This is a genomic window from Pseudomonas sp. 5C2 (genome assembly GCF_034314155.1).
In the GTDB taxonomy this organism is placed as follows: domain Bacteria; phylum Pseudomonadota; class Gammaproteobacteria; order Pseudomonadales; family Pseudomonadaceae; genus Aquipseudomonas.
The window spans coordinates 2,311,650-2,332,339 of the sequence record NZ_JAVIWH010000002.1 but is presented as its reverse complement, the minus strand read 5'-3'; the positions used below and the strand labels follow the sequence as shown (position 1 = coordinate 2,332,339).

Here is a 20,690-nt window from a genome sequence, read left to right as displayed (position 1 = left end):
ACATTTGAGGAGATACTCCATCAGGTCCACTCGATGAACGAGTACACCCCTCGCCATTGGGCGCCCCACGAGCGCCCGGCACTGCCTGGCTCCCCGTCCACGCCGTTGCACTCGACGGGCAAACGTTGGGCGTTTGCAATCGTCGGTGTGATCGTTGCGTTGACCGGCGGTCTGGGTAATGCACTGGTGGTTGCCAATCTGCCGTACTTGCAAGGCGCTTTGGGTGCGACGACTGCGGAAATTGCCTGGCTGCCCGCCGCATATGTCATGACCAACGTGTCGATGAACCTGCTGTTGGTGAAGTTTCGCCAGCAGTTTGGCTTGCGTGCATTCACTGAAGTATTTTTGGTGTTGTATGCGCTGGTGACGTTCGCGCACCTGTTCGTCAACGACCTGGGGTCGGCGGTGGCCGTGCGTGCGGCCCACGGTATGGTCGGCGCGGCACTCAGTTCGTTGGGGCTGTACTACATGATCCAGGCCTTCCCGCAGAAATGGCGAATGAAGGCGCTGGTCCTTGGCCTGGGCACTTCGCAGCTGGCGATTCCTCTGGCGCGACTGGTGTCCGAAGACCTGTTGCAAATCGCCGAATGGCGCGGCCTTTATCTCTTTGAACTGGGCATGGCGTTGCTCTCGCTGGGCTGCGTGCTCCTGCTGAAACTGCCCCCGGGCGACCGGTTCAAGGCGTTTGAAACACTCGACTTTCTCACCTTCGGCCTGCTCGCCAGCGGCTTTGCCTTATTGTGCGCCGTGCTGTCGTTGGGACGGATTGACTGGTGGCTTGAGGCGCCATGGATCGGTATCGCCTCGGCTGCATCGATCGCCCTGGTCTTTGCTGGCTTGGCGATCGAACATAACCGCACCAACCCCTTGCTGATCACTCGCTGGCTGGGCAGCGGCCGAATCCTTCGTCTGGGTTTGGCCGTGATGTTGATTCGTATCGTGTTGTCGGAACAGTCCATCGGCGCGGTGGGCTTTTTGCAAGTGTTGAACATGAGCAGCCAGCAGATGCACAGCCTGTATCTGGTGATGTTGCTGGGCAGCGTGGTGGGGCTGGCGGCCAGTGCGCTGACCATCGATCCGCAGCACCTGTTCAAACCGGTGATCATTTCGCTGGCGACAATGGCCGTGGGTGCCTGGATGGACAGCAGCTCGACCAATCTGACCCGGCCCGAGAACATGTACCTGAGCCAGTTTCTGCTGGCCTTCGGGGGTACCTTTTTCCTCGGTCCGACCCTGGTACAGGGGATGAGCGGGGTGATTGGCAACCCGCGTAATCTGGTGAGCTTTTCGGTGTTGTTCGGTATCACCCAAAGCCTTGGCGGGCTGATCGGGTCGGCGGCGTTGGGCACGCTGCAGGTTGTGCGCGAGAAATTTCACTCCAGTCACGTCGTCGAACACCTGACGTTGATCGATGCCCAGGTGCAATCGAGCCTGCAAATCGCCAGTGGCAGTTATGCCTCCGCCATTGCCGACCCGTCGCTGCGTACCAACCAGGGGATTCGCACCCTTGCAGCGGCGGCGACCCGAGAGGCAAATGTTCTCGCCTACAACGATGTATTCATGATGATCGTGCTGATCGCGGTGCTGACCCTTATCTGGATTTTCCTGCGCAGTCTCTGGCTGAAGATGACCACCGAAAAAATTGCTCCTGCCCCGACAACGACGTCCTCCGACCCCTCCAGTGGCGCTGAACTTTCATGACTGAGCCCAATACTCCGGCAAACGCCACACCAGCGGCCTCTTCAGGCCCACCGCCGGCGCCCGTCACGGAACCGCCGAGTACTCAGCCGCGTCCGTTGCGGGTACGGATTTTCTCTTCATTGATATTTGGCTCGATTGCGCTCATCGGCATATTGATCGTGCTTTACGCCTGGCAACTACCGCCGTTCAGCAGTGCCATCGAGAGTACGGAAAACGCGTTGGTCAGGGGGCAGGTGACGATCATCGGGCCTCAGCTCAGCGGGTATGTGTATGAGGTGCTCGTGCAGGACTTCCAGTTCGTCAAGGCCGGCGATGTGTTGGTGCGTCTCGATGATCGGATCTACAAGCAGCACCTGGATCAGGCGCTGGCCCAACTGGCGGTGCAGAAAGCGGCGCTGGCCAACAACCTGCAGCAGCGTCGCAGTGCCGAAGCGACCATCCTCCTGCGACAGGCCGCTCTGGCCAACACTATTGCCCAAGGCCGCAAGACCGCCGCTGATTTGCGCCGTAATGAGGATTTGGTCGCCGATGGCTCAGTGTCCAGGCGCGACCTGGACCTGAGCCGCGCAGACAATGCCCAAGCTGTCGCCGCCGTCGCCGAGGCGCAAGCTTCGCTGGAGATTTCCCGCCAGGATCTGCAAACCGTGATCGTCAATCGTGGCTCGCTGGAAGCGTCGGTGGCCAATGCCGAGGCCGCCATCGAACTGGCGCGTATCGACCTGTCCAACACGCGGGTTACAGCCCCGCGTGATGGTCAGTTGGGGCAGATCGGCGTGCGGTTGGGCGCTTACGTCAATTCGGGGGCGCAACTGATGGCGCTGGTGCCGGATCGGCTGTGGATCATCGCCAATATGAAAGAAACCCAGATGGCCAACGTACGTCTCGGTCAGCCGGTAACCTTCAGCGTCGACGCCCTCGACCATCAGAAGATGCAGGGCAGGGTACAGCGAATCTCGCCCGCCGCTGGCTCGGAGTTCAGCCTGCTACCCGCGGACAATGCCACGGGGAACTTCGTCAAGATTGCCCAGCGGATACCGGTGCGGATCGTCGTTGACCCCGATCAACCCCAGGCCAAACGCTTGCGACCGGGGATGTCAGTGGTGGTGAGCATCGACACCCGCCAGAGCGGCGAAGTACCGCCTGATCAGGTTGATGACGATTCAGCCCCGGAACGAGCCGATCAACGCCGCTGAGTGAACGGCTCTTGGCGCGAGCCGTGCACTGAATGCTTGCGCGCTTCAGTAGTCGTCGCGTTTGCGAAAGGCCCAGCGACCCGCGAGCAGGGTGAACGTTGCGACCAACGCCACCAGTACCCAAAAGCCTTCGGGGTCAGTGGCCAGTGGAATGCCGCCGACGTTCATCCCGAAGAAGCCTGCGATGATATTGATCGGCAGCGCCAGCACGGTGACCACGGTCAAGGTGAACAGGGTGCGGCTGCTCTGCTCGTTGAGCTTGGCGGCGATTTCTTCCTGCAGCAGCTTGATCCTCTCGCCCAGCGCGGTGAGATCGCTGATCACCAGTGCGGATTCATCGGTGGATTTACGCAGCTCTTGCACGTCTTCTTTCTGGAACCAGGCCGGTGGGCGGTTGAGCAGGCGCAGCAGGGACCTGGGTTCCAGGGCCAATAGCCGATGCAGGCGCACCAGCACCCGGCGCATGGCACCCAGGTCTGCGCGGTTATCGCTCAGGCGTGAAGACAACAGTTGGTCTTCGATTTGATCGACGCTGACCGTGGTTTTCCTCACAATCTGTTCGAGGACTTCGCCTTGATCGCGCAGCAAATGCACGAGAAGCTCCAGCGGCGAGCGGAAAAACTCCCCGCGTTTTACCGAGTGACGCAGCCTGTCTACCGAATGCAGGGGCTGCAAGCGGACGCTGATCATCATGTGGCTGCGGGTGCAGACCCACAAGGTAGAGATGTCTGAAGACACCATGCCGAAGTTGAACACCACATCGTTGACCACTGCCAGTAGCGACGAGTCGATGTGTTCGATGCGTGTCGAGCGTGACCCTTCATGCAGGGCTTCGAAAAACTCTTCCGGTAGTTCCAGATGCGATTTCATCCAGCGTTGGCAGCCTGCATGGGCCAGGTTCAGGTGCAGCCAGATGAATTCTTCGGGGTCGCCCGGAGTGTGCAGGCACTCCAGGGCGGCGGCCGAATCGATTTCCCGACCCCGCTCACCGGGGAGGAAACGAAACCCATAGATCAAGCCGAACAAGTCTGAATCCTGATGATCGTGCACGATGCTGTTGTTCATGGATGCTCGCTGACCTGAATACGCCTGTCAGGGACGCAGGATTGCTAAAACCGCATCATGGCAATCTGTTTTGACAGTTTTGTTACAGTTCAATCGGTGTCTCAGGCACTCAGCCGTGCTGTCACCTCATTCAACTGACCCGACACGCTGTGCAGGTTACGGCTGGCCGTTTCGGTGCGTTTTACATTGTCCTGATTGGCGCTGGCGATTTGGGTAATCTCTACCAGATTGCGCGAGATATCTTCGGCGACCGAGGTTTGCTCTTCGGCCGCCGTGGCGATCTGTCGGTTCATGTCGCGGATCGCCTCGACCGCTTCGGTGATGCGATGCAGCATATGGCCTGCTTCGGTGACCTGCTCGACGCTTTCTTCGCTGCGAGACTGGCCACCCTCAATCGCTTTCACTGCGTCGAGGGCGCCAGTCTGTACGGTGTGGATGATTTGATTGATTTCGGCAGTTGAGGCCGCGGTGCGCTGTGCCAGGCTGCGGACTTCATCGGCGACAACGGCAAACCCGCGTCCTGCATCGCCGGCGCGCGCCGCTTCAATGGCCGCGTTCAGGGCTAACAGGTTGGTCTGCTCGGCGATACCGCGAATGACTTCGAGTACTTTACCAATTCTTCCGCTGTCGGTTTCCAACTGACGGATGACCGAGGCTGTATTGGATATCTCGCCACGCATGTGAGTAATCGCGGCAATGGTTGTCTGCATGACCTGTTCGCCTTGCTGGGCGCTGTGGTCGGCGGCGTCTGCCGCAGTGGCGGCCTGCTCTGCGTGTCGAGCCACTTCTTGCGCGGTGGCGGACATTTCGTTCATGGCCGTGGCGACCTGATCGGTGCGCTCGAACTGCTCGTTGGTGCCCTGAGCGATCAGTTGTGCAATCGCATTCAACTCACTGCTGGCGCTATCCAGGTCCGTAGCGCTGACCTTCAAACGGTTGAAGGTCTTTGCCAGAAAGTCTCGAAGCGTGTTGGCGGCCACGGCCAGACGGCCTAGCTCATCCTGACGCTCGGTGCTGACGCGGTCACCGAATTTACCTTGGCTGAGCTGGGCGACGTATTCGATCAATCGTCGAACTGGATCGATCAGATTGCGATTGACCAGCCACAGGCTCAGCAGTCCGATCAACAGCCCGGACACCAGCATCACCGCAATACCCAGGAGAATTGTTTGGTTTGCGTCTGCGCTGATGTGCTCGGATTGTTGGCTGCCCTGCTCGCGTAATTGGGCGACCAGCTCACTCATTTGTTCACTGGCGGGCCGATCCATGCCTTTGACTGCCGTATCACCTACAACAGGGTCGCCGTTAGAGGCTATAAATGCATCGCGGCCTTTCTGGTACGCGGTGCCCAGCACTTGATGGGCTTCGCGCAGTTTCTCGATCCGGGTTTTCAACTCGGGGGGCGTCTGGTTGGCGAGGCGCCCAAGGATGTCTTGCACCTCACGTTGGCGCTCCTCGAATTGTCCCCAGTATTTATTCAGCTCTGCCGGTTCCTTACCACGCAGCAGGACGTTCTTCCATTCCTGTACCTGAATTTTGAATTGGAGGTTGGCCTCATCGATCAGTTGGGATGTGTGCAACGGCCCGTCGATCAGGCCTTTGTAGTTCTGCACGCTATTGGAGAGGAAATGAAAACAGGCCAGCGCGATCAGCAGGATCGCCAACAGGCTGCCACCGAGCAACGCCAGAATCTGGGCTCTCAGCGATTTTTGCAAGAACATGGGGGGTCTCTCATGGCCAAGAAGAAGGCATTCCACGTGGGAACGGGTGCGGCAAAGACATCCCTGTTCTTCAAGGCCGGGATTGCCCCGAACTTGAAGGTCGTACCTAGAGGTCGGCGGACGCCGGGGTTTCTTGAGTAATGCGGTTTTTCGTTCGGATGAACAGTACGCTGCGGCCAATCTCTTTCCGCCCCCGGTACGACTTTTCAAGAAAATTCGCAGCGGCAATAACTATCCTGAACCTCGCACGCCCTCCAGACCGCCAACGGAAGGCCATATTTTTCCTTCTTGTGGCGAATAAAATCTTCGTTTAAGCGATTGATCAGCGCGGCGTGTTTACCCTGCTAGGGAAGGTCTGAAGTAGGCCCTTCTTTTTGCCGGAAATCGGGCGTCAAGCGCTCAGAAATAAAGTAATTCACTGAAATATCGGAAATACCGGCTTTTTTAGATGAACCATATTTGGAAACCTTTTTCAGAGTTTCCCTAACTCAAGCTTCCACCGGACGGGTCGCTGGCCGCGGCAGATCAGATCACGGAATTCGGAATGCTCGAAAGCATTCATAAATATGACTATAAAAAGATAAGAAAGTATTCGAAAAGAGAATAGATCACTGTCATATATGACAGTAGACGGCAAAAACCTTATTGGAGAAACTGTACGTGAGCAACGGGCAGCATGATGACGACCATGCGCTCAATCACTGGGGGCTAATGAGAATATCATTGCGACTGCCCGCTGTTATTGAATAATAGGAGCAATACATCATGAGTGAAGAAGTCTGCGCGATAGTTATTGATATTGGCAGTAGCACGATGAAGGTAGGTTTCGCCGGTGAAGACAGACCAGCAGCGGTATTTCCCACCGTAGTAGGCAGGCCAGAATCGGCTGATGCAAACCAAAAGGCAGTGTACGTGGGTGAGGAAGCGCTAGCTAAAAGAGATACATTGAAACTTAGCTGCCCGGTAGAGCATGGCTTCATCACTGACTGGGACGATTTCGAGCTCATTCTACACCATGTATTTGACAACGTATTAAAAGTGAAACCTGCCGAGCATGACATACTCTTGACGGAGCCGCCGCTTAACCCACGTAGTAGCCGGGAGAAAATGGTTAAAATATTATTTGAGGTATTTAATTGCCGCGCTTGTTATGTCTCGATTCAAGCGGTTTTGGCTCTGTATGCCTCAGGACGTACAACGGGGATAGTTTTGGAGGTGGGCGATAGCGTTACTCATGCTGTTCCGATTTACGAAGGCTATGCGTCACCTCACGCAGTCTTGCGGACGGACATTGGAGGGCGAAACCTGACGGCCTACCTGGTTAAAATACTGTCAGAACGCAGCTACTCTTTTGCCACAACGGCAGAGTCTTCAATTGTTCAGGAGATCAAAGAGAAGCTGTGTTACGTCGCAATGGATTTTGAGGCTGAAATGGAAGGCGCAGCGACCTCCAGCAGTCTTCAGGAATCGTATGAACTGGCAGATGGCCAAGAAATCACTGTGGGTGACGAACGTTTCCGGTGCCCGGAGGTGTTGTTTAAACCTTCACTGACTGGATTCAAATTCGCAGGAATTCATGAGGTGGTTTATAACAGCATCATGAAGTGCGATGTTGATATTCGAAAAGATCTTTATAGCAACATCGTTTTAACTGGTGGCTCTACAATGTTTTCGGGCATGGCTGAAAGGCTGCAAAAGGAAATCACCAAGCTAGCACCTTCCCGCATGAAAATTAAGGTTATTGCACCACCTGAACGTAAATACAGCGTTTGGATTGGTGGTTCTATACTCGCTTCGCTCAGCACCTTTCAAACAATGTGGATTACCCGTAAAGACTATGATGAAGTGGGTCCTTCAATTGTGCATAGAAAGTGCTTTTAAGTTCGAGACCCCCCCCCTTTTAATTAGGAGCATCCGGCCAGGCTGCACTTCTACACCGACCCGGAATTGATCGGGGGTACCGAAACCCAGGCGTTTGTTAGCCATCATGACGAAATCATTCTGATTGCCGTCCGAGGAAGTTTCCCTACGGCTGGCTGCTGTTCGGTTTTGGGCTTGGACGTATGGGTGGCGAGCCTTATCGGCATCATGGGAAACAGCAGCATTTCATGCCGGTGACGTTCAGTGATGGCGAAAAGTCTTCCATCCTCTGGGACCTCGGTTGTGAATCCATTGAGGACACTGCGATATGCAAATACGCCCGTGAGCAGTAATGCACGTAGTTTCGATGAGGGCTCAAGTCATACAACAACCCGCCTTGGAGCAGAAAGAAGTCGCCTCAATACGACCATTGGCCGCTTGGGGGAATTGAACGCCATCAAACTAAAACCGGCCGATGTTTAGGGCAATGCTGCGCAGTCGCCAGCGTTTGAGGCGAGCCTCAAGCGCTGGAGGGCTCATAAAGAGAATAACGTCAAAGTGCAACTGGCGATGATCCCTTCGCGGCCAGACAATACTGATGTCGCGGGGGTCTACCAAAAAGTTGATCGCGACCCAATGGCGTAGTGCTTCCTCCCATGGTAATCCGCCGCACGCTGATAAGGCTGTTCGGCGGATAGTCGGGTGTGTCCGTGACCGCTTAAGCAGCGGCTCACACCATCGCCAGCACCCGCTTGCGAGTGGGCGCAGGCCAGGCGCTGTCGATGGCGTGCAGGTCTTCTGCGGTCAGGGTCAATTGTGCGGCAGCAGCGTTGAGGCGTATGTGCTCGGGCTTGACGGCTTTGGGAATCGCGATGACGCCTTTATTGCGCAGCACCCAGGCCAGGCAGATCTGCGCGGGGGTGGCGTCATGCCGGGCAGCGATGTCTTGCAGCACCGGGTTTTTCAGCAGGTGCCCGGCCTGAGCGATGGGGCAGTAGGCCATCAGCGGCATGAGGTGGATCTGCGCCCAGGGCAGTAGATCGAATTCGATGCCGCGTTGTTCGAGGTTGTAGAGCACCTGATTGGTCGCGCAGGCCGGGTTGGCCAAGTGCGCCATGTCGGTGACGTCGAAATTGGAGACGCCCCAGCCACCGATTTTGCCGGCTTCGCGCAGGCGTTCGAAGGCTTCGACGGTTTCTTCCAGTGGGTGTTGGCCGGGCCAGTGCAGCAGGTACAGGTTGATGTGTTCTGTGCCGAGGCGTCGCAAGCTTCGTTCACACGCCTCTACTATGCCGGTGCGGCTTGCGTTGTGTGGGTAAACCTTGCTCACCAGAAACACGCGGTCGCGCTGCCCGGCGATGGCCTCACCGACCACTTCCTCGGCACCGCCTTCTGCGTACATTTCAGCGGTATCGATCAGGGTCATGCCGTGTTCGATGCCCAAACGCAACGCGGCCACTTCATGTTTTCGTTGATGCGGATCTTCGCCCATGTGCCAGGTGCCCTGGCCGATGACGGGGACGGATGCGCCAGCCAATTCGAGGGTTTGCATGTAATCTCCTACAATCAGTGGGTGATATTTATTCTGGCAGCAGGATGACGAGCAGGTTCAAACCGGACCGGGAAAAGCGGTGATATCGGTCATTTATTCACCACCGCCGTACGGCCATTCTCCCAACCCCCACCTAAAGCCAAAAACAGATCGATCTGGCCCATGGCGACTTGGGTGTTAGCCGAAGCCAATTGGGCACGAATATCAGTATAGGTGCGTGTAGCCTGGAGGTCGGCAAGGAACGAGGCGCGGCCAGCCTGGAAGAAACGGTGAGTCTGATCGGCCGCTTGCCGGGCCGACTGTTCGGCGTCGGCCAGCGCCTCACGCCGCTCCAGCAAGGCGGTGTATTGCGCCAGACCGGTCTGGGCTTCGCGGATCGCGTTGAGCACCACGCCATCGAAATGCGCCAGTGCGGCTTGGGTCGAGGCTTCGGCTTCATGGATCCGCGCACGGGAGCCGTTCGATGGCACCGTCCAGCTCAGCAAGGGCCCAAAGCCCCAGCGATTAGTGGCCGGTTGGCCGAGGTTACTCAGAATACCAACGGTGCCAATGCTCGCGCCGATGCTGATGTCCGGGTACAGCGCGCCGGTGGCGACACCAATCTCTGCGGTGGCGGCTGCCAGTCGACGCTCGGCCTGACGAATATCAGGCCGGCGTTTGAGCAATGCGGCACCGTCGCCGACGGGCATGAGCTGCGCGATGTGGGGCAGTTCAGCGCATGTCGTCACGCCAGCAGGCAGTTGTGCCAGCGGTTTGGCCAGCAGCATCGACAAGCGGAACAGTCCGGCTTGACGGGCGGCGTTGTAGCGGGGCAATTCGGCGCGCAGGGATTTGAATTGGGTTTGTGAGCGGGTGACTTGGGTTTCATCCCCGCGCCCCGCGTCGCGCAGGCGCTGGGTCATGGTCAGGCTTTGCTGTTGCAGGTCCAGCGAATGCAGGGCGATGTTCTGCTCTTCATTGGCGGCGCAGACCTGGGTGTAGGCGCGTACTACGTCGGCCACCAGGGTGATGCGCGCGGTGTCCGCTGCGGCTTGGGTCGCATCGGCACTGGCTTGTGCGCCTTCGATGCCGCGCTGCAGGGTGCCGAACAGATCGAACTGGTAAGAGGTGCTGATGCCGATGTCGCCGACATTGGCCACGGGCACTTTATCGGCTAACAGAAAGGCTTCACCCGATTCCTGCAAGCGTTGTGCGCCCATTTTTACCCCGCTGTGGAATCCCCCCAAAGACTGGGCTTCCTCCACTTGCATTCGGGCCCGGGCCAGATTGGCGGCCGCTACCCGCAGGTCGGTGTTGGAGGCCATGGCCTGACGTACCAGCTCATCGAGCCGAGGGTCCTGATACAGTCGCCACCAATCTGCCGGTACCGGCGCTGACATCGCATTGGCACCCTGACCCGCGATTTTGCCCTGCAAATCCGGGCGGTTCAGTGCGGCATCCTTGGGCAGATGATAGTCCGGCCCCACCATCTGGCAGGCGGACAACAGCAAACCCAGGGCTACGGTCGCCAGACGTGCGCCTTGTTTCATTGCGCGGTCTCCCGAGGGTGAGCGTCCTCGATGATCGACACCGTCGCGGTACGCCCGGCGATCATGCGAAAGTCATCCGGCACGCTGTCGAAGGCGATTCGCACGGGAATCCGTTGTGCCAGCCGCACCCAGCTGAACGCCGGGTTGACGTTGGGTAGCAGGTTGGTGCCGCTGCTGCGATCACGGTCTTCGATAGCGGCGACGATGCTCTGCACATGACCGCGCAAGCGTGCGCTATCACCGATCACGCGGATATCCACAGCCTGGCCGATGTGGATACCAGACAGCTTGGTTTCTTCAAAGTAGCCGTCGATATGGAACGAGGTGCCGTCGACCACCGACAGAACGGCGCGGCCAGCGGTGACAAACTCCTGCGAACGCGGTGCGCGGTCGTTGAGGTAACCGTCCACCGGGCTGCGGATCACCGAGCGGTCCAGGTTCAGTTGTGCGGCATCGACCGCAACCTGTGACTCGCTCAAGGCCGACAATGCACGCGCTTCGCGAGACTGACTTTCTTCGAGTTGTTCCTGGGCAACCAGATTGCCCAGGCCCCGGTTGCGTTTGTTTTCACGACGGGCCTGTTCATAGGTTTCCTGGCGTTCGGCCGCCGTCGCCTTGGCCTGACGCAGGGCCAGACGAAAGCGGTCCTGGTCGATGGTGAACAGGACTTGGCCCTTGGTCACCACCTGGTTGTCGGTCACCTCGACCTTCTGAATCAGGCCGGAAACGTCTGGGGCAATCTGCACCACGTCGGCGCGAATACGACCGTCGCGGGTCCAGGGCGCAAACATGTAATACATCACCATGCGCCAGACCACGACAGTGGCGAAGGTCACGATAAGCAGGGTCAGGACCACTCGGCCCAATGTCAGTAAGGGTTTTTTCATTTCATCAGGTATCGACTGAGAGTATCCACAGCGCCGAGCAACACAGCGTATAGACCTACGTTGAACAATGCCCGGTGCCAGACCAGGCGATAGAAGTGGGCGCGTGTCAGCAGTGCGTGCACCACTAGATAAAGCAAATACGTGATGCCCATCAGTACCATCAGCGTGGGCACGATCACCCCGCTGATATCCAGATCACCGATCATAAAGGCGCTCCGTCGATGCCATAGGGCGGTTGTTCTTTGGCCTCACCGGTGGCCATTATTTCGACGCCAGGCAGCAGCGCCAGGCGCAGGCCACTCAACGCATGCAGCAGGTGAGTGCGGGTTGGATCGTCGTCCATCCATTGCGCGGTCAATGAGCGCCGTGCGCGGTCCATGGTCATCAACAGACCTTTGGGCGCGGGCAAGCGTTGGCGGGCGTTGAGGCAGGCCTGAAAATAAACGCCGACCTCATCGATCACCTGCTGTAGCAGCGCTTGGGGGACTGCGTGTACCCGATGGATATACGCCTGCAAATCCAGCAAGTTGAGGGCGACCTGCAGTTCGCGCAGGGCAACCCCGGTGTCCTGAGCGGTGATGGTCAGGCGCGGTAAATGCTGCATCAGGCGGTCGAGCATCTGCACGCCCATGCGCCGATGCTCGGCCAGTGTCGCCGGCTGGCTCAGGGTGACAATATCGTGCCAACTGAAGCGGGTCAGGCGCTTGGCGGCTAATTCAACGCCGAAGGGGCGTACCACCAGGGTCCAGACAAACGCGAATAACAGCCCCACTGGCCCCGCCAGGTTGGTGTTGACGAAGGCCAGGAAGTCGGCGTCGTAGGCGCCCTGAATGCTGATGAATGAGGACGTATTGACGATGGTCAGCAAGGTCCCCAAGTAGAAGCGGGGCTGCACGGTCAAGGTGCCGATGACGATGAAGGGGATGGCGAAGGCCAGCACCAGCATCGGGAAGTCATGCAGGTTGGGCAGCACCAGGAACAGATAGAGACTGGCGAACAGCACCGACATTGCGGTCCAGAAAAAGAAGCGATAGATCTGCGGTGCGGGGTCGTCCATGGCGGCGAAGAAGCTGCACGCCACCGCAGCCAGAATCACCGCGCTGCCGCCATCGGTCCAGCCCAACAGAATCCACAACACTGACGCGACGATGATTGCGGTGACGCTGGAAAACACCGAATACAGCATCAAGCCGCGATCAAAAAACGGCGTCAGCCGGCCCAGCCGCCAGTGCCGATAGACCGCGCGCCACGAGGACTGGTCGTCAGTGCGCAACGCATGTTGCAGGCTGCGACAGTCCTGCCACAGATCGATCCATTCGCCGAGTCGGTAGAGGGCGTTGGACAGTAGCAACTGATGCCGATCATCCAGCTGCGTCGAGCTGGGTTGCAAGCGCTCCAGATGATCGCGTAGCGCTTGCCAATGTTCGACCGGCGCGCCCTCACGGGTGCTATGCAACCAGGCGCAGGTCTCTGCCAGCAGCGGCGCGAGGCGTTCGGCCTGTTCGGGTGTGCGTTTTTCCAGTGCCAAAAGGGCGTCGTTCAATGCATCGACAACCGGCAACAGGTGAATCATCCGTCCACGCAATTCTTTACTGTTGCGCATTGTCTGAGGGCGCGCACCTTCGTGAGGTAACTGACCGATCATCAGTTCCAGCGTATTGAAAGTAGCAACCATCGAGGTGCGAAGGCGGCCGATGTCTTCCGGGGCCAGGGTGCGCGCCAAAAATAGCTCACTGTAAGCGCTGGCGTCGGCAAACCAGTTGTCAGCCGCCCCCAGCATCACGGGCGCCAGCCGGCGCGGCCAGAACATGCCGCCCACCACGGCGGCACAGACGATCCCGAGGACAATCTCCTCAGTGCGTGACACCGCAATGTCGAACACTGTCAGCGGGTTATCCACAACCGGAAAGGCAATCAGCGGCAGGGTGTAGCCCGCGAGCATCAGCGCGTAACTGTTGGCCGTGCGCAGGTGCAGCGAGAGGAACAGCAAGGTCCCGGTCCAGAGAGCGATCACGATGGCCAGCAAGAACGGGGTCTGCACGAACAATGGCACGAAAAAAACGGCCGCCGCCGCGCCGACAAAGGTCCCCAGCGCCCTGTAGAGCGCCTTGGAACTGGTCGGGCCAACAAAGGGACTGGAAACGATATAGACCGTGGCCATGGCCCAATAAGGCCGAGGCATTTCCATGATCAATGCGATATACAACGCGATCATTGAGGCGGCGAAGGTACGCACGCCATAGAACCAGTCACGTGCCGGCGGTACCCCGGTAAAAAAACCGCTCAAGATGCCCATACCGTGCTGTGATGGCCGGCATCTTCAAATGCCTTCAGCACCCGCAGGGTGGCTTCGAGATCCGCGACGTCGACATTTTTGAGCACGTCCCTGCGCAGACGAATCAACTCATTTTCAATCGACAACGCCAGCGCGCGGCCATTCTCGGTCAGGCTCAAGGATTTGGCGCGGCGGTCTGTGGGATCTTCGGTGCGACAGACCACGTCAGCTGCACATAATTGATCAAGCAAACGCACTAGCGATGGACTTTCCATCCCGGCGGCCTGGGCCACTGTCACTTGGCGCACGCCGTCGCCCAAGCGCAGAATCATCAACAAAGGCATCGCGCACGCTTCGGAGATGCCGTAGTCGACGAGCGTCGTGTGACAGATGCGCCGCCAGTGACGGGACGCTGCCACGATGCCGCGGCTGATGCTCATTTGGAGAATATCGAGAGTCATGGCGTTGCCAGTGATAATAGTTTGAAATCACATTATTAGCTTGCTAACTATAAATAGTTTGTAACACTGTTGCAGCGCCGTCAACCGTCATCTTGCTTGTCCAGGCAATCACACATGGCTGAAGTCCGTGAGTGCCCATCTCCATGACTCTGTGACCATTCCCTTCCACACGCAAGATGCCCGATACAGAGCTTTTCACTGGAAAAAAAAGCAGTGGAGTTTGAATAGATGACTACCGTTTGTCGGTAATAAAAAACGGTATTGGGCGCCTTTATCGCGCTTTTATTCAAAAAAATGACGCAAGGTTTCGGACCTGGCGCCTTTGTTAATGCAGTCTGTGGTGAACCTTTTATTCATCCTGATGTCGTCATCAAATGATGCCGTAATAGTGGCCTTACAGCGGATCGCCTGTTTTTTGACGTCATTAGGTCGGCGATTGAATTTCAACAATCATCGATTCAGCCGATAGCAAGGACAACACCGCTGGGTGGTTGCACACCACCTTTAACGATCCGTCCTTGCTGGTGCGCAAGCCGCACCCCTTCGAGTCTTGAATGATCGATCTCGCTACCTGGAACCTCTCCGTCCCTGTCGGTCCTCCCGCCGGCACCATTGATACGCCAACACTGGTGGGTGGTTATCAGGATGGTTACTTCCGCTCGGGGGACACCTTGTTCTTTTGGGTGCCGGTAACCGGCTCCAGAACTGAAAATGCGATATATCCCCGGACCGAACTGCGCGAGACCAAGGCCGATGGCAGCGTCAGCAACTGGAAATTTCCCCAGGCAGACAACGTCCTGCGTGCCGCGCTGTTGGTCAGTCAGGTACCCTCGACGGGCAAAATCGTGATTGGTCAGATTCATTGTTACCAAAGCGCGGAGCCGTTGCTCAAGCTCGAATACCAGTACAAGGAAAAGCTCAAGACCGGCAACATCGTTGTCAAGTTTCGACGCGCACCCGGCGTGGAGCCTGAGGTCATCATCATTGCCGAACAGGTGCCGATGAATCAGCGCTTCACCTACACCATTCACCTGACGCCCAACGGCAACCTGACCGTCAACGCATTCGACCATGTCTGGACCGCAGCTCTGGATTCATCCTGGAGCACCCGGCTTTTGTACTTCAAGGCAGGCGTCTACGTTCAGGACAATACGGGCTACACCACTGAAGGCGGGGCGGCGACGTTCTACAAGCTGACAATTACCCATGACAAGAAGGCTTGAGTGGGGTCAAGCCGGAAAGACCAGGGTAAACCGAATCGGTGCGGCAACCGGTTGCGCGACGGTGACGCGTCCGCCATGCAGATGCATGATCGCGGCGACAATGGCCAACCCCAGACCATTGGAGTCGGAGCGTTGATGGCGTGAAGCGTCGCCGCGGTAGAAACGGTCGAACAACCGGGTCAAGGCCGCAGGCGCCAGCACCGGACCCTGATTCTCCACCTGGATCAGCCATTCGCTATCGCGCCTGTCGACGCGCACCAGAATCTCGCTGTCCGCATCGGCGTAGCGAATGGCATTGGCCACCAGATTGCTCAACGCCCGCCGCAGAAGGATCGGGTCGGCGTTCAAGGTCCCGCCGCCAGAAGTCTGGATGCGCAATTGACGCTCTTCTGCCAACCCTTCGAAATAACCGGCGACGCGCTGCAGTTCGTCTTCCAGATTCAGTGGCTGACGTTCGAGCACGGCTTGTGCGTCATCAGCCCGGGCGAGGAACAGGATGCTCTCGACCAGTCGGGAAATCCGCTCCAACTCCTCAAGATTCGAGGCCAGCAACGCTTGGTATTCATCCACGCTGCGGGTCTGGCGCAACGCAACCTGACAATGCCCCATCAGTGAGCCGACAGGTGTGCGAATCTCATGGGCCAGGTCTGCGGAAAACTGCATCAGCCGCTGATAACCGTCGGCCAGGCGATCAAGCATGGCGTTGAAAGCGTCGCTGAGTTGATGCAGCTCCACGGGTGTGTCGTGGCTGTCCAGGCGGCTACCTCTGTGGCTGTCGAGCGTCGCCGGGGTGATGTCTGCCGCGTGTGTCGCCATTCGCCGCAACGGGCGTAAACCACGGCGTAACAACAGATAACCGAGCAGCGCGGCGATGACGAAAGCCAGGGTCATGGCCACGTAGATGCGCTGTCTGAAACTGGCGAGCATGGCCATTTCCTTGACCATTACATGCGCGGCCAGCAGGTGCACCTCGGTGTTGCCCGACAGCGCCTGCACGGATGCGGCGCGCAAGGGCACGCCTTCCAGGCTCATCCCACTGCGCAGGTCGGTGTCGTTGAGGGCTTGATCCTGGCCGACCACCGGTACCTGTGGCAGCGGCGCGTGCGACGGATTGACCGAAATCACCGGGGGCTTGCCCGGTTCACCGATGATGAAAATGTCTTCTTCGCTGTCGAGCATGTTTTCGAACAGTTGCGGACTGCTCTCAAGTTTGTCGAGGGTCAGGTCGTAGCGCAGCAGTTTGCGAAAATGATCGAGCCGGGCCAGCACGGCATGGTCGCTGCGCTGCATCACGGTCCGTTCTATCGATACGTAAAGATACAGGCCGGCGCCAGCCACGGTGAGCATCGCCACCAGGGCGAATGCGAGTGTGGTGCGCAGGGTCAGGGATGGCGGGCGTCGGGACCGCATGGCCGCACCTCGCAGACGTAACCGATGCCGCGCACGGTATGGATGAGTTTGACCGGGTAGGGCAGGTCGATCTTGCTGCGCAGACGTTTGATCGCGACATCGACCACATTGGTGTCGCTGTCGAAGTTCATGTCCCAGACCTCCGAGGCGATCTGTGCCCTGGACAGTACATCGCCTTCGCGGCGCAGCAGCAGATGCAACAGCGCGAATTCCTTGTTGGTCAGGACGATCACCTGTTGCTGGCGGGTCACCCTGCGTCGCAGCAGGTCCAGCTCCAAGTCGGCGATATGAAAATGATCCGGCTCGCGGACCACGCCCCGACGCAGCACGGTGCGGATGCGCAGCAGCAACTCAGTGAAGGAAAACGGTTTTACCAGATAGTCGTCGGCGCCCAGCTCCAGGCCACGAATGCGATCCTGCAATTGATCGCGCGCAGTGAGGAACAGCACGGGCACATCCTGTTTGGCGCGCAGCACTTCGATAATCTGCCAGCCATCGATGCCTGGCAGCATCACATCGAGCACGATCAAGTCATAGCGCTGTTCGAGGGCCATGTGCAGGCCATCGGTGCCGTGTTGGGTCCAGTCGACTTTATAACCCGACTCGCCAAGGCCCTTTTTCAGGTACTCGCCGGTCTTGGTGTCGTCTTCGATGAGCAGGATGTGCACCGTTGGGTCTCCATGTTCTTCACACAGGCTGGAGCGTTTCCAACGAGGAGCGTTGGGCAGGGTTGGAGTTTAACCAAGTGCCATGAGGGTGTCGGTGACATTTTTGTCATGCGCGATCTACCTGCGCCGAATGACAAAAATGTCATTCGGCGGTCATGCTGCCGTGCGGGTTCCAGGGTGATGATGGCTGCTAACTCACTCAACCAGGTATCGACATGAAGAATGCACTGTCCACAACGTTCGGCTTGCTTCTGCTCAGCGCCGCAGTCATGACCCAGGCCGCCGACATGCCAGTGGTCAAGCCCATGCGCGGCACTGTTGATAGCCTCCAGGCTGATACGTTGAATTTCACCAACCGTGCCGGTCAACATCAGAGCATCGGCTTGACCGACAAGACGACGATTCGCTTGATTTCAAAAACCAGCCTGGATTCGATCAAAACTGACAGCTTTATCGGTTCGGCGGCCACACCGCAGGCTGATGGCACGTTGAAAGCATTGGAAGTTACCGTGTTCGAAGCTAGCCTCAAAGGCAGCGGTGAAGGCCACTACGGTTGGGAAAATGCCGACGGCAGTACCGGCACCATGACCAACGGCACGGTTGGTACGCTGGCAAAAACCAATGGTCGCACCTTGACCGTGCTCTATAAGGGCGGCGAAAAACAGCTGGTCGTGCCAGAAGACGTGCCGATCGCCTACGTTCAACCTGGCGAGCGCAGCGCACTGAAAGCCGGTGCCAAGATCGTTCTGTTCCCGGCCGATGACGGTAAATCCGCGCGCGGTATTGCCGTGGGCAAGGATGGTTTCACGCCACCGATGTAACGCAGAGCGAGGGCGTCGGATTCAGACACCACAGGAGACCGCCATGAGCACTCGACATATCCATCCCTGGCCAGTGCGGCTTACGCATTGGCTCAACGCGCTGGGCATGGTTGGCATGTTCATGAGCGGCTGGGGCATCTACAACGCTTCACCTTTATTCTCTTTCCGCTTCCCCCGCGAGATAACTCTGGGCGGTTGGCTCGGTGGTTCCATCGCTTGGCATCTGGCAGTGATGTGGCTGCTGGTGATCAACGGCCTGGCATACGTGTTGTACAGCGTGTTCAGTCAGCACTTCAAACGCGATTTGTTACCGATTTCAGTGGACGCGGTGAGGCGTGATCTGGGGGATGCCCTGCGCTTGCGTCTGGCTCACCAACAGGGGCGCTACAACGCCGTGCAACGGTTGTCGTATTGGCTGGTGTTGGCGCTGGGCGTGCTGGTGGTCTTGTCCGGGCTGTCGATCTGGAAGCCGGTCCAGTTGCAGGTGCTGTGTAGCTTGCTGGGCGGGTACGACTTCGCTCGTTTCGTGCATTTTGGCGCCATGGCCGGGATCGGTGCATTCGTCGTCGTCCATTTGGTGTTGGTACTGCTGGTGCCACGTACATTTGTGCCGATGATTACCGGTGGTACTCGGGAGAATTCCAATGACTGAACCCAAACAGCGGCCACCTGGTTTGCGCCTGGAACCGGCGCAGCAGACCCAATTGATCAATATTCAACGGCGCTCGTTTCTGCGCGCCGGGCTGACGATCGGTGCAATGTCGATGCTCACGGGCTGCAACCTGGAGAGTGACGATGCTGTGGATAAAACTTTGTGGGCCATGTCGCGCTGGAACGACCGGGTTCAGGCCTGGCTGTTCAGCGGTCAACGTCTGGCGCCGACCTACGATCTGGCAAAGGTCACCAGTCCGTTCCCGTTCAATGCGTTCTACCCTGAATACAATGTGCCCGAGGTCGATCTTTCCACGTACCGTCTGGCGGTGTCCGGGTTGGTGCGTGACACGCAACCCTGGACCCTGGAAAACTTGCGCAAGCTGCCGCAACGCACCGACATCACGCGGCTGATCTGCGTCGAGGGCTGGAGCGCGATTGGCCAATGGGGCGGGGTCCCTTTGCGCACGTTTCTGGAACACATTGGCGCGGACACCACGGCAAAATTCGTCGGGTTCAAATGTGCTGACAAATACTACTCAAGCCTGGACATGCCGACCGCGCTGCATCCACAAACTTTGCTGGCGCTGGATTTCGGCCAAGTAGCACTGCCACCGGATTATGGTTATCCATTGCGTGTGCGGGTGCCGACCAAGTTGGGGTTCAAGAATCCCAAGCACATCGTCGAACTCTTCGTGACCAATGAATACCCGGGCGGGTACTGGGAAGACCAGGGCTATAACTGGTTTAGCGGGAGTTAAAGCAACCGCTGCACAGTTGATCGCAGCCTTCAGGGGAGCAGCTTCAGGATTCCTGGATACTGAAGCTGCTTTTCACTCAGTTCAGACCCAGCTTGCCACGCAAGGTGGACAGGTCTTCAGCCAGGGTGTTGACCGGGCCAATCAGTGCCTTGCGGTCATTTGCACTGACTTTGTCATACGTCTCGTAGCCACCGTCTTTGGTTTTGTATTTGGCCAGGATCTTGTTGACCGTCGCAAAGTTCTTGTCGACTTTGGCGGCAAACACCGTGTCCTGCTTTTCGATCTGCGGGCGGAACAGGTCGACGATTTTTTTGGCGCCGTCGATGTTGCCCTGGAAGTCATACAGGTCAGTGTGGCTGTAACGGTCTTCTTCACCGGAAATCTTGGTGGCAGCGACTTCTTCGAGCAGCACTGCCGCACCGCCAACCACTTTTTCAGGTGGGAAGGTCAGGCCGGCAACGCGTGTTTGCAGGTCTTTGACATCGCCGTTGAGTTTGTCGGCCAGTTCGCCCAGGCCCTGGGTGCTGTTCTCGGAGAACAGGCTGTATTCGATGCGGTGGAAACCGGTGAAGTCTTCAGCGGTCACGCCTTTTTCGTGGTCATCAACGCGTGAATCGATGGAGGCATCCAGGTCGCTGAACAACTCGGCGATGGGCTCAACGGACTCGTAATAAACGCGAGTCGGCGCATACAGTTTTTTGGCGGTGGCCAGGTCGCCTTTTTTCACGGCATCGGTGAACTGTTGGGTGTGGCTACCCAGCTCATCAAGCTGTTCGGTGACGTAGATTTTGTAGTCCGAGATCGGTCCCACCAGGTCCAGCGGCGCTGTCGCGGCGAAGGCGGCCAAGGGAGTCTGGAGCAAGCCAAAGGTAAGCATCACAACGAGAGGCGACTTTTTCATGGGACTTTTCC

At 58.0% G+C, this 20,690-nt stretch carries 18 protein-coding genes and 2 pseudogenes; 8 read left to right on the top strand and 12 right to left on the bottom strand.

Annotated features, from left to right (window positions below; all coding sequences use genetic code 11):
• The first annotated feature begins 33 nt into the window (after window positions 1–33).
• Window positions 34–1,701 carry an MFS transporter gene (locus RGU44_RS11425; protein ID WP_322217180.1) on the top strand — a complete coding sequence of 556 codons (1,668 nt, stop codon included), beginning with the start codon at window positions 34–36 and terminating at the stop codon, window positions 1,699–1,701.
• A complete protein-coding gene (locus RGU44_RS11420; protein ID WP_322217178.1) occupies window positions 1,698–2,894 on the top strand; it encodes an HlyD family secretion protein in 1,197 nt (398 codons plus the stop codon). The genes RGU44_RS11425 and RGU44_RS11420 overlap by 4 nt, the downstream gene beginning before the upstream one ends.
• 45 nt (window positions 2,895–2,939) lie before the next feature.
• Here the strand turns inward: RGU44_RS11420 and RGU44_RS11415 are convergent, their stop codons facing one another.
• From RGU44_RS11415 to RGU44_RS25070, 3 genes and pseudogenes are all read right to left on the bottom strand, one after another.
• Window positions 2,940–3,959: a transporter gene (locus RGU44_RS11415; RefSeq protein ID WP_322178293.1), complete on the bottom strand. Its 1,020-nt coding sequence runs from the start codon at window positions 3,957–3,959 to the stop codon at window positions 2,940–2,942.
• A gap of 101 nt (window positions 3,960–4,060) precedes the next feature.
• Window positions 4,061–4,765: a methyl-accepting chemotaxis protein gene (locus tag RGU44_RS25075; protein ID WP_407074577.1), complete on the bottom strand. Its 705-nt coding sequence runs from the start codon at window positions 4,763–4,765 to the stop codon at window positions 4,061–4,063.
• Window positions 4,766–4,993: 228 nt separating this feature from the next.
• Window positions 4,994–5,104: pseudogene (locus RGU44_RS25070) on the bottom strand (hypothetical protein); the annotation flags it as partial.
• Window positions 5,105–6,445: 1,341 nt separating this feature from the next.
• Here RGU44_RS25070 and RGU44_RS11405 point away from each other — a divergent pair.
• Both RGU44_RS11405 and RGU44_RS25065 read left to right on the top strand, forming a co-directional pair.
• A complete protein-coding gene (locus RGU44_RS11405) occupies window positions 6,446–7,561 on the top strand; it encodes an actin (RefSeq protein WP_322217173.1) in 1,116 nt (371 codons plus the stop codon).
• 27 nt (window positions 7,562–7,588) lie between these two features.
• Window positions 7,589–7,860 (top strand): annotated as a pseudogene (locus RGU44_RS25065) (hypothetical protein); the annotation flags it as partial.
• 410 nt (window positions 7,861–8,270) lie between these two features.
• On the opposite strand, the gene RGU44_RS11400 reads toward RGU44_RS25065, so the two are convergent.
• From RGU44_RS11400 to RGU44_RS11375, 6 genes are all read right to left on the bottom strand, one after another.
• A complete protein-coding gene (locus RGU44_RS11400) occupies window positions 8,271–9,092 on the bottom strand; it encodes an aldo/keto reductase (protein WP_322217171.1) in 822 nt (273 codons plus the stop codon).
• Between the two features lie 89 nt (window positions 9,093–9,181).
• Window positions 9,182–10,621 (bottom strand): efflux transporter outer membrane subunit, encoded by a 1,440-nt coding sequence (locus RGU44_RS11395; protein ID WP_322217169.1) that lies wholly within the window; start codon window positions 10,619–10,621, stop codon window positions 9,182–9,184.
• Complete coding sequence (locus tag RGU44_RS11390) at window positions 10,618–11,508, bottom strand: efflux RND transporter periplasmic adaptor subunit (RefSeq protein WP_322178299.1); 891 nt, start codon at window positions 11,506–11,508, stop codon at window positions 10,618–10,620. The genes RGU44_RS11395 and RGU44_RS11390 overlap by 4 nt, the downstream gene beginning before the upstream one ends.
• Window positions 11,505–11,714, bottom strand: coding sequence for a DUF1656 domain-containing protein (locus RGU44_RS11385; RefSeq protein ID WP_219061446.1), 210 nt, complete (start codon window positions 11,712–11,714; stop codon window positions 11,505–11,507). The genes RGU44_RS11390 and RGU44_RS11385 overlap by 4 nt, the downstream gene beginning before the upstream one ends.
• The gene (locus RGU44_RS11380) at window positions 11,711–13,795 is read right to left on the bottom strand and encodes an FUSC family protein (protein WP_322178300.1); all 2,085 of its coding nucleotides are present in this window, start codon (window positions 13,793–13,795) and stop codon (window positions 11,711–11,713) included. The genes RGU44_RS11385 and RGU44_RS11380 overlap by 4 nt, the downstream gene beginning before the upstream one ends.
• A complete protein-coding gene (locus tag RGU44_RS11375; RefSeq protein WP_322178301.1) occupies window positions 13,792–14,244 on the bottom strand; it encodes a MarR family winged helix-turn-helix transcriptional regulator in 453 nt (150 codons plus the stop codon). Before RGU44_RS11375 ends, RGU44_RS11380 begins: the two co-directional genes overlap by 4 nt.
• 554 nt (window positions 14,245–14,798) lie before the next feature.
• Here RGU44_RS11375 and RGU44_RS11370 point away from each other — a divergent pair.
• On the top strand, window positions 14,799–15,467 hold the full coding sequence (locus RGU44_RS11370) for a polysaccharide lyase family 7 protein (protein ID WP_322217167.1): 669 nt from the start codon (window positions 14,799–14,801) through the stop codon (window positions 15,465–15,467).
• Window positions 15,468–15,473: 6 nt separating this feature from the next.
• On the opposite strand, the gene RGU44_RS11365 is transcribed toward RGU44_RS11370, so the two are convergent.
• Together RGU44_RS11365 and RGU44_RS11360 are read right to left on the bottom strand one after the other, a co-directional pair.
• Window positions 15,474–16,877 (bottom strand): heavy metal sensor histidine kinase, encoded by a 1,404-nt coding sequence (locus tag RGU44_RS11365; RefSeq protein WP_322217165.1) that lies wholly within the window; start codon window positions 16,875–16,877, stop codon window positions 15,474–15,476.
• Entirely contained in the window at window positions 16,850–17,545 is a 696-nt protein-coding gene (locus tag RGU44_RS11360) for a heavy metal response regulator transcription factor (protein ID WP_322178304.1), read from the bottom strand. The genes RGU44_RS11365 and RGU44_RS11360 overlap by 28 nt, the downstream gene beginning before the upstream one ends.
• Before the next feature lie 215 nt (window positions 17,546–17,760).
• Here RGU44_RS11360 and RGU44_RS11355 point away from each other — a divergent pair, with 215 nt between their 5' ends.
• The 3 genes from RGU44_RS11355 to RGU44_RS11345 are packed head-to-tail and all read left to right on the top strand — an operon-like array spanning window position 17,761 to window position 19,778.
• A complete protein-coding gene (locus tag RGU44_RS11355) occupies window positions 17,761–18,366 on the top strand; it encodes a hypothetical protein (RefSeq protein ID WP_322178305.1) in 606 nt (201 codons plus the stop codon).
• 43 nt (window positions 18,367–18,409) lie between these two features.
• Entirely contained in the window at window positions 18,410–19,018 is a 609-nt protein-coding gene (locus tag RGU44_RS11350) for a cytochrome b/b6 domain-containing protein (protein WP_322217163.1), read from the top strand.
• Window positions 19,011–19,778, top strand: coding sequence for a molybdopterin-dependent oxidoreductase (locus RGU44_RS11345; protein ID WP_322178307.1), 768 nt, complete (start codon window positions 19,011–19,013; stop codon window positions 19,776–19,778). Before RGU44_RS11350 ends, RGU44_RS11345 begins: the two co-directional genes overlap by 8 nt.
• A gap of 76 nt (window positions 19,779–19,854) precedes the next feature.
• Here the strand turns inward: RGU44_RS11345 and efeO are convergent, their stop codons facing one another.
• Entirely contained in the window at window positions 19,855–20,679 is an 825-nt protein-coding gene (gene efeO, locus RGU44_RS11340; protein WP_322178308.1) for an iron uptake system protein EfeO, read from the bottom strand.
• Between the last annotated feature and the right edge of the window lie 11 nt (window positions 20,680–20,690).

Coding starts and splice junctions, on each gene's coding strand:
- RGU44_RS25075 (WP_407074577.1), bottom strand. CDS start 4,765: ATGTCCGCCACCGCGCAAGAAGTGGCTCGACACGCAGAGCAGGCCGCC.
- RGU44_RS11400 (WP_322217171.1), bottom strand. CDS start 9,092: ATGCAAACCCTCGAATTGGCTGGCGCATCCGTCCCCGTCATCGGCCAG.
- RGU44_RS11405 (WP_322217173.1), top strand. CDS start 6,446: ATGAGTGAAGAAGTCTGCGCGATAGTTATTGATATTGGCAGTAGCACG.
- RGU44_RS11345 (WP_322178307.1), top strand. CDS start 19,011: ATGACTGAACCCAAACAGCGGCCACCTGGTTTGCGCCTGGAACCGGCG.
- RGU44_RS11385 (WP_219061446.1), bottom strand. CDS start 11,714: ATGATCGGTGATCTGGATATCAGCGGGGTGATCGTGCCCACGCTGATG.
- RGU44_RS11370 (WP_322217167.1), top strand. CDS start 14,799: ATGATCGATCTCGCTACCTGGAACCTCTCCGTCCCTGTCGGTCCTCCC.
- RGU44_RS11365 (WP_322217165.1), bottom strand. CDS start 16,877: ATGCGGTCCCGACGCCCGCCATCCCTGACCCTGCGCACCACACTCGCA.
- RGU44_RS11375 (WP_322178301.1), bottom strand. CDS start 14,244: ATGACTCTCGATATTCTCCAAATGAGCATCAGCCGCGGCATCGTGGCA.
- RGU44_RS11350 (WP_322217163.1), top strand. CDS start 18,410: ATGAGCACTCGACATATCCATCCCTGGCCAGTGCGGCTTACGCATTGG.
- RGU44_RS11425 (WP_322217180.1), top strand. CDS start 34: ATGAACGAGTACACCCCTCGCCATTGGGCGCCCCACGAGCGCCCGGCA.
- RGU44_RS11355 (WP_322178305.1), top strand. CDS start 17,761: ATGAAGAATGCACTGTCCACAACGTTCGGCTTGCTTCTGCTCAGCGCC.
- RGU44_RS11420 (WP_322217178.1), top strand. CDS start 1,698: ATGACTGAGCCCAATACTCCGGCAAACGCCACACCAGCGGCCTCTTCA.
- RGU44_RS11415 (WP_322178293.1), bottom strand. CDS start 3,959: ATGAACAACAGCATCGTGCACGATCATCAGGATTCAGACTTGTTCGGC.
- efeO (WP_322178308.1), bottom strand. CDS start 20,679: ATGAAAAAGTCGCCTCTCGTTGTGATGCTTACCTTTGGCTTGCTCCAG.
- RGU44_RS11395 (WP_322217169.1), bottom strand. CDS start 10,621: ATGAAACAAGGCGCACGTCTGGCGACCGTAGCCCTGGGTTTGCTGTTG.
- RGU44_RS11390 (WP_322178299.1), bottom strand. CDS start 11,508: ATGAAAAAACCCTTACTGACATTGGGCCGAGTGGTCCTGACCCTGCTT.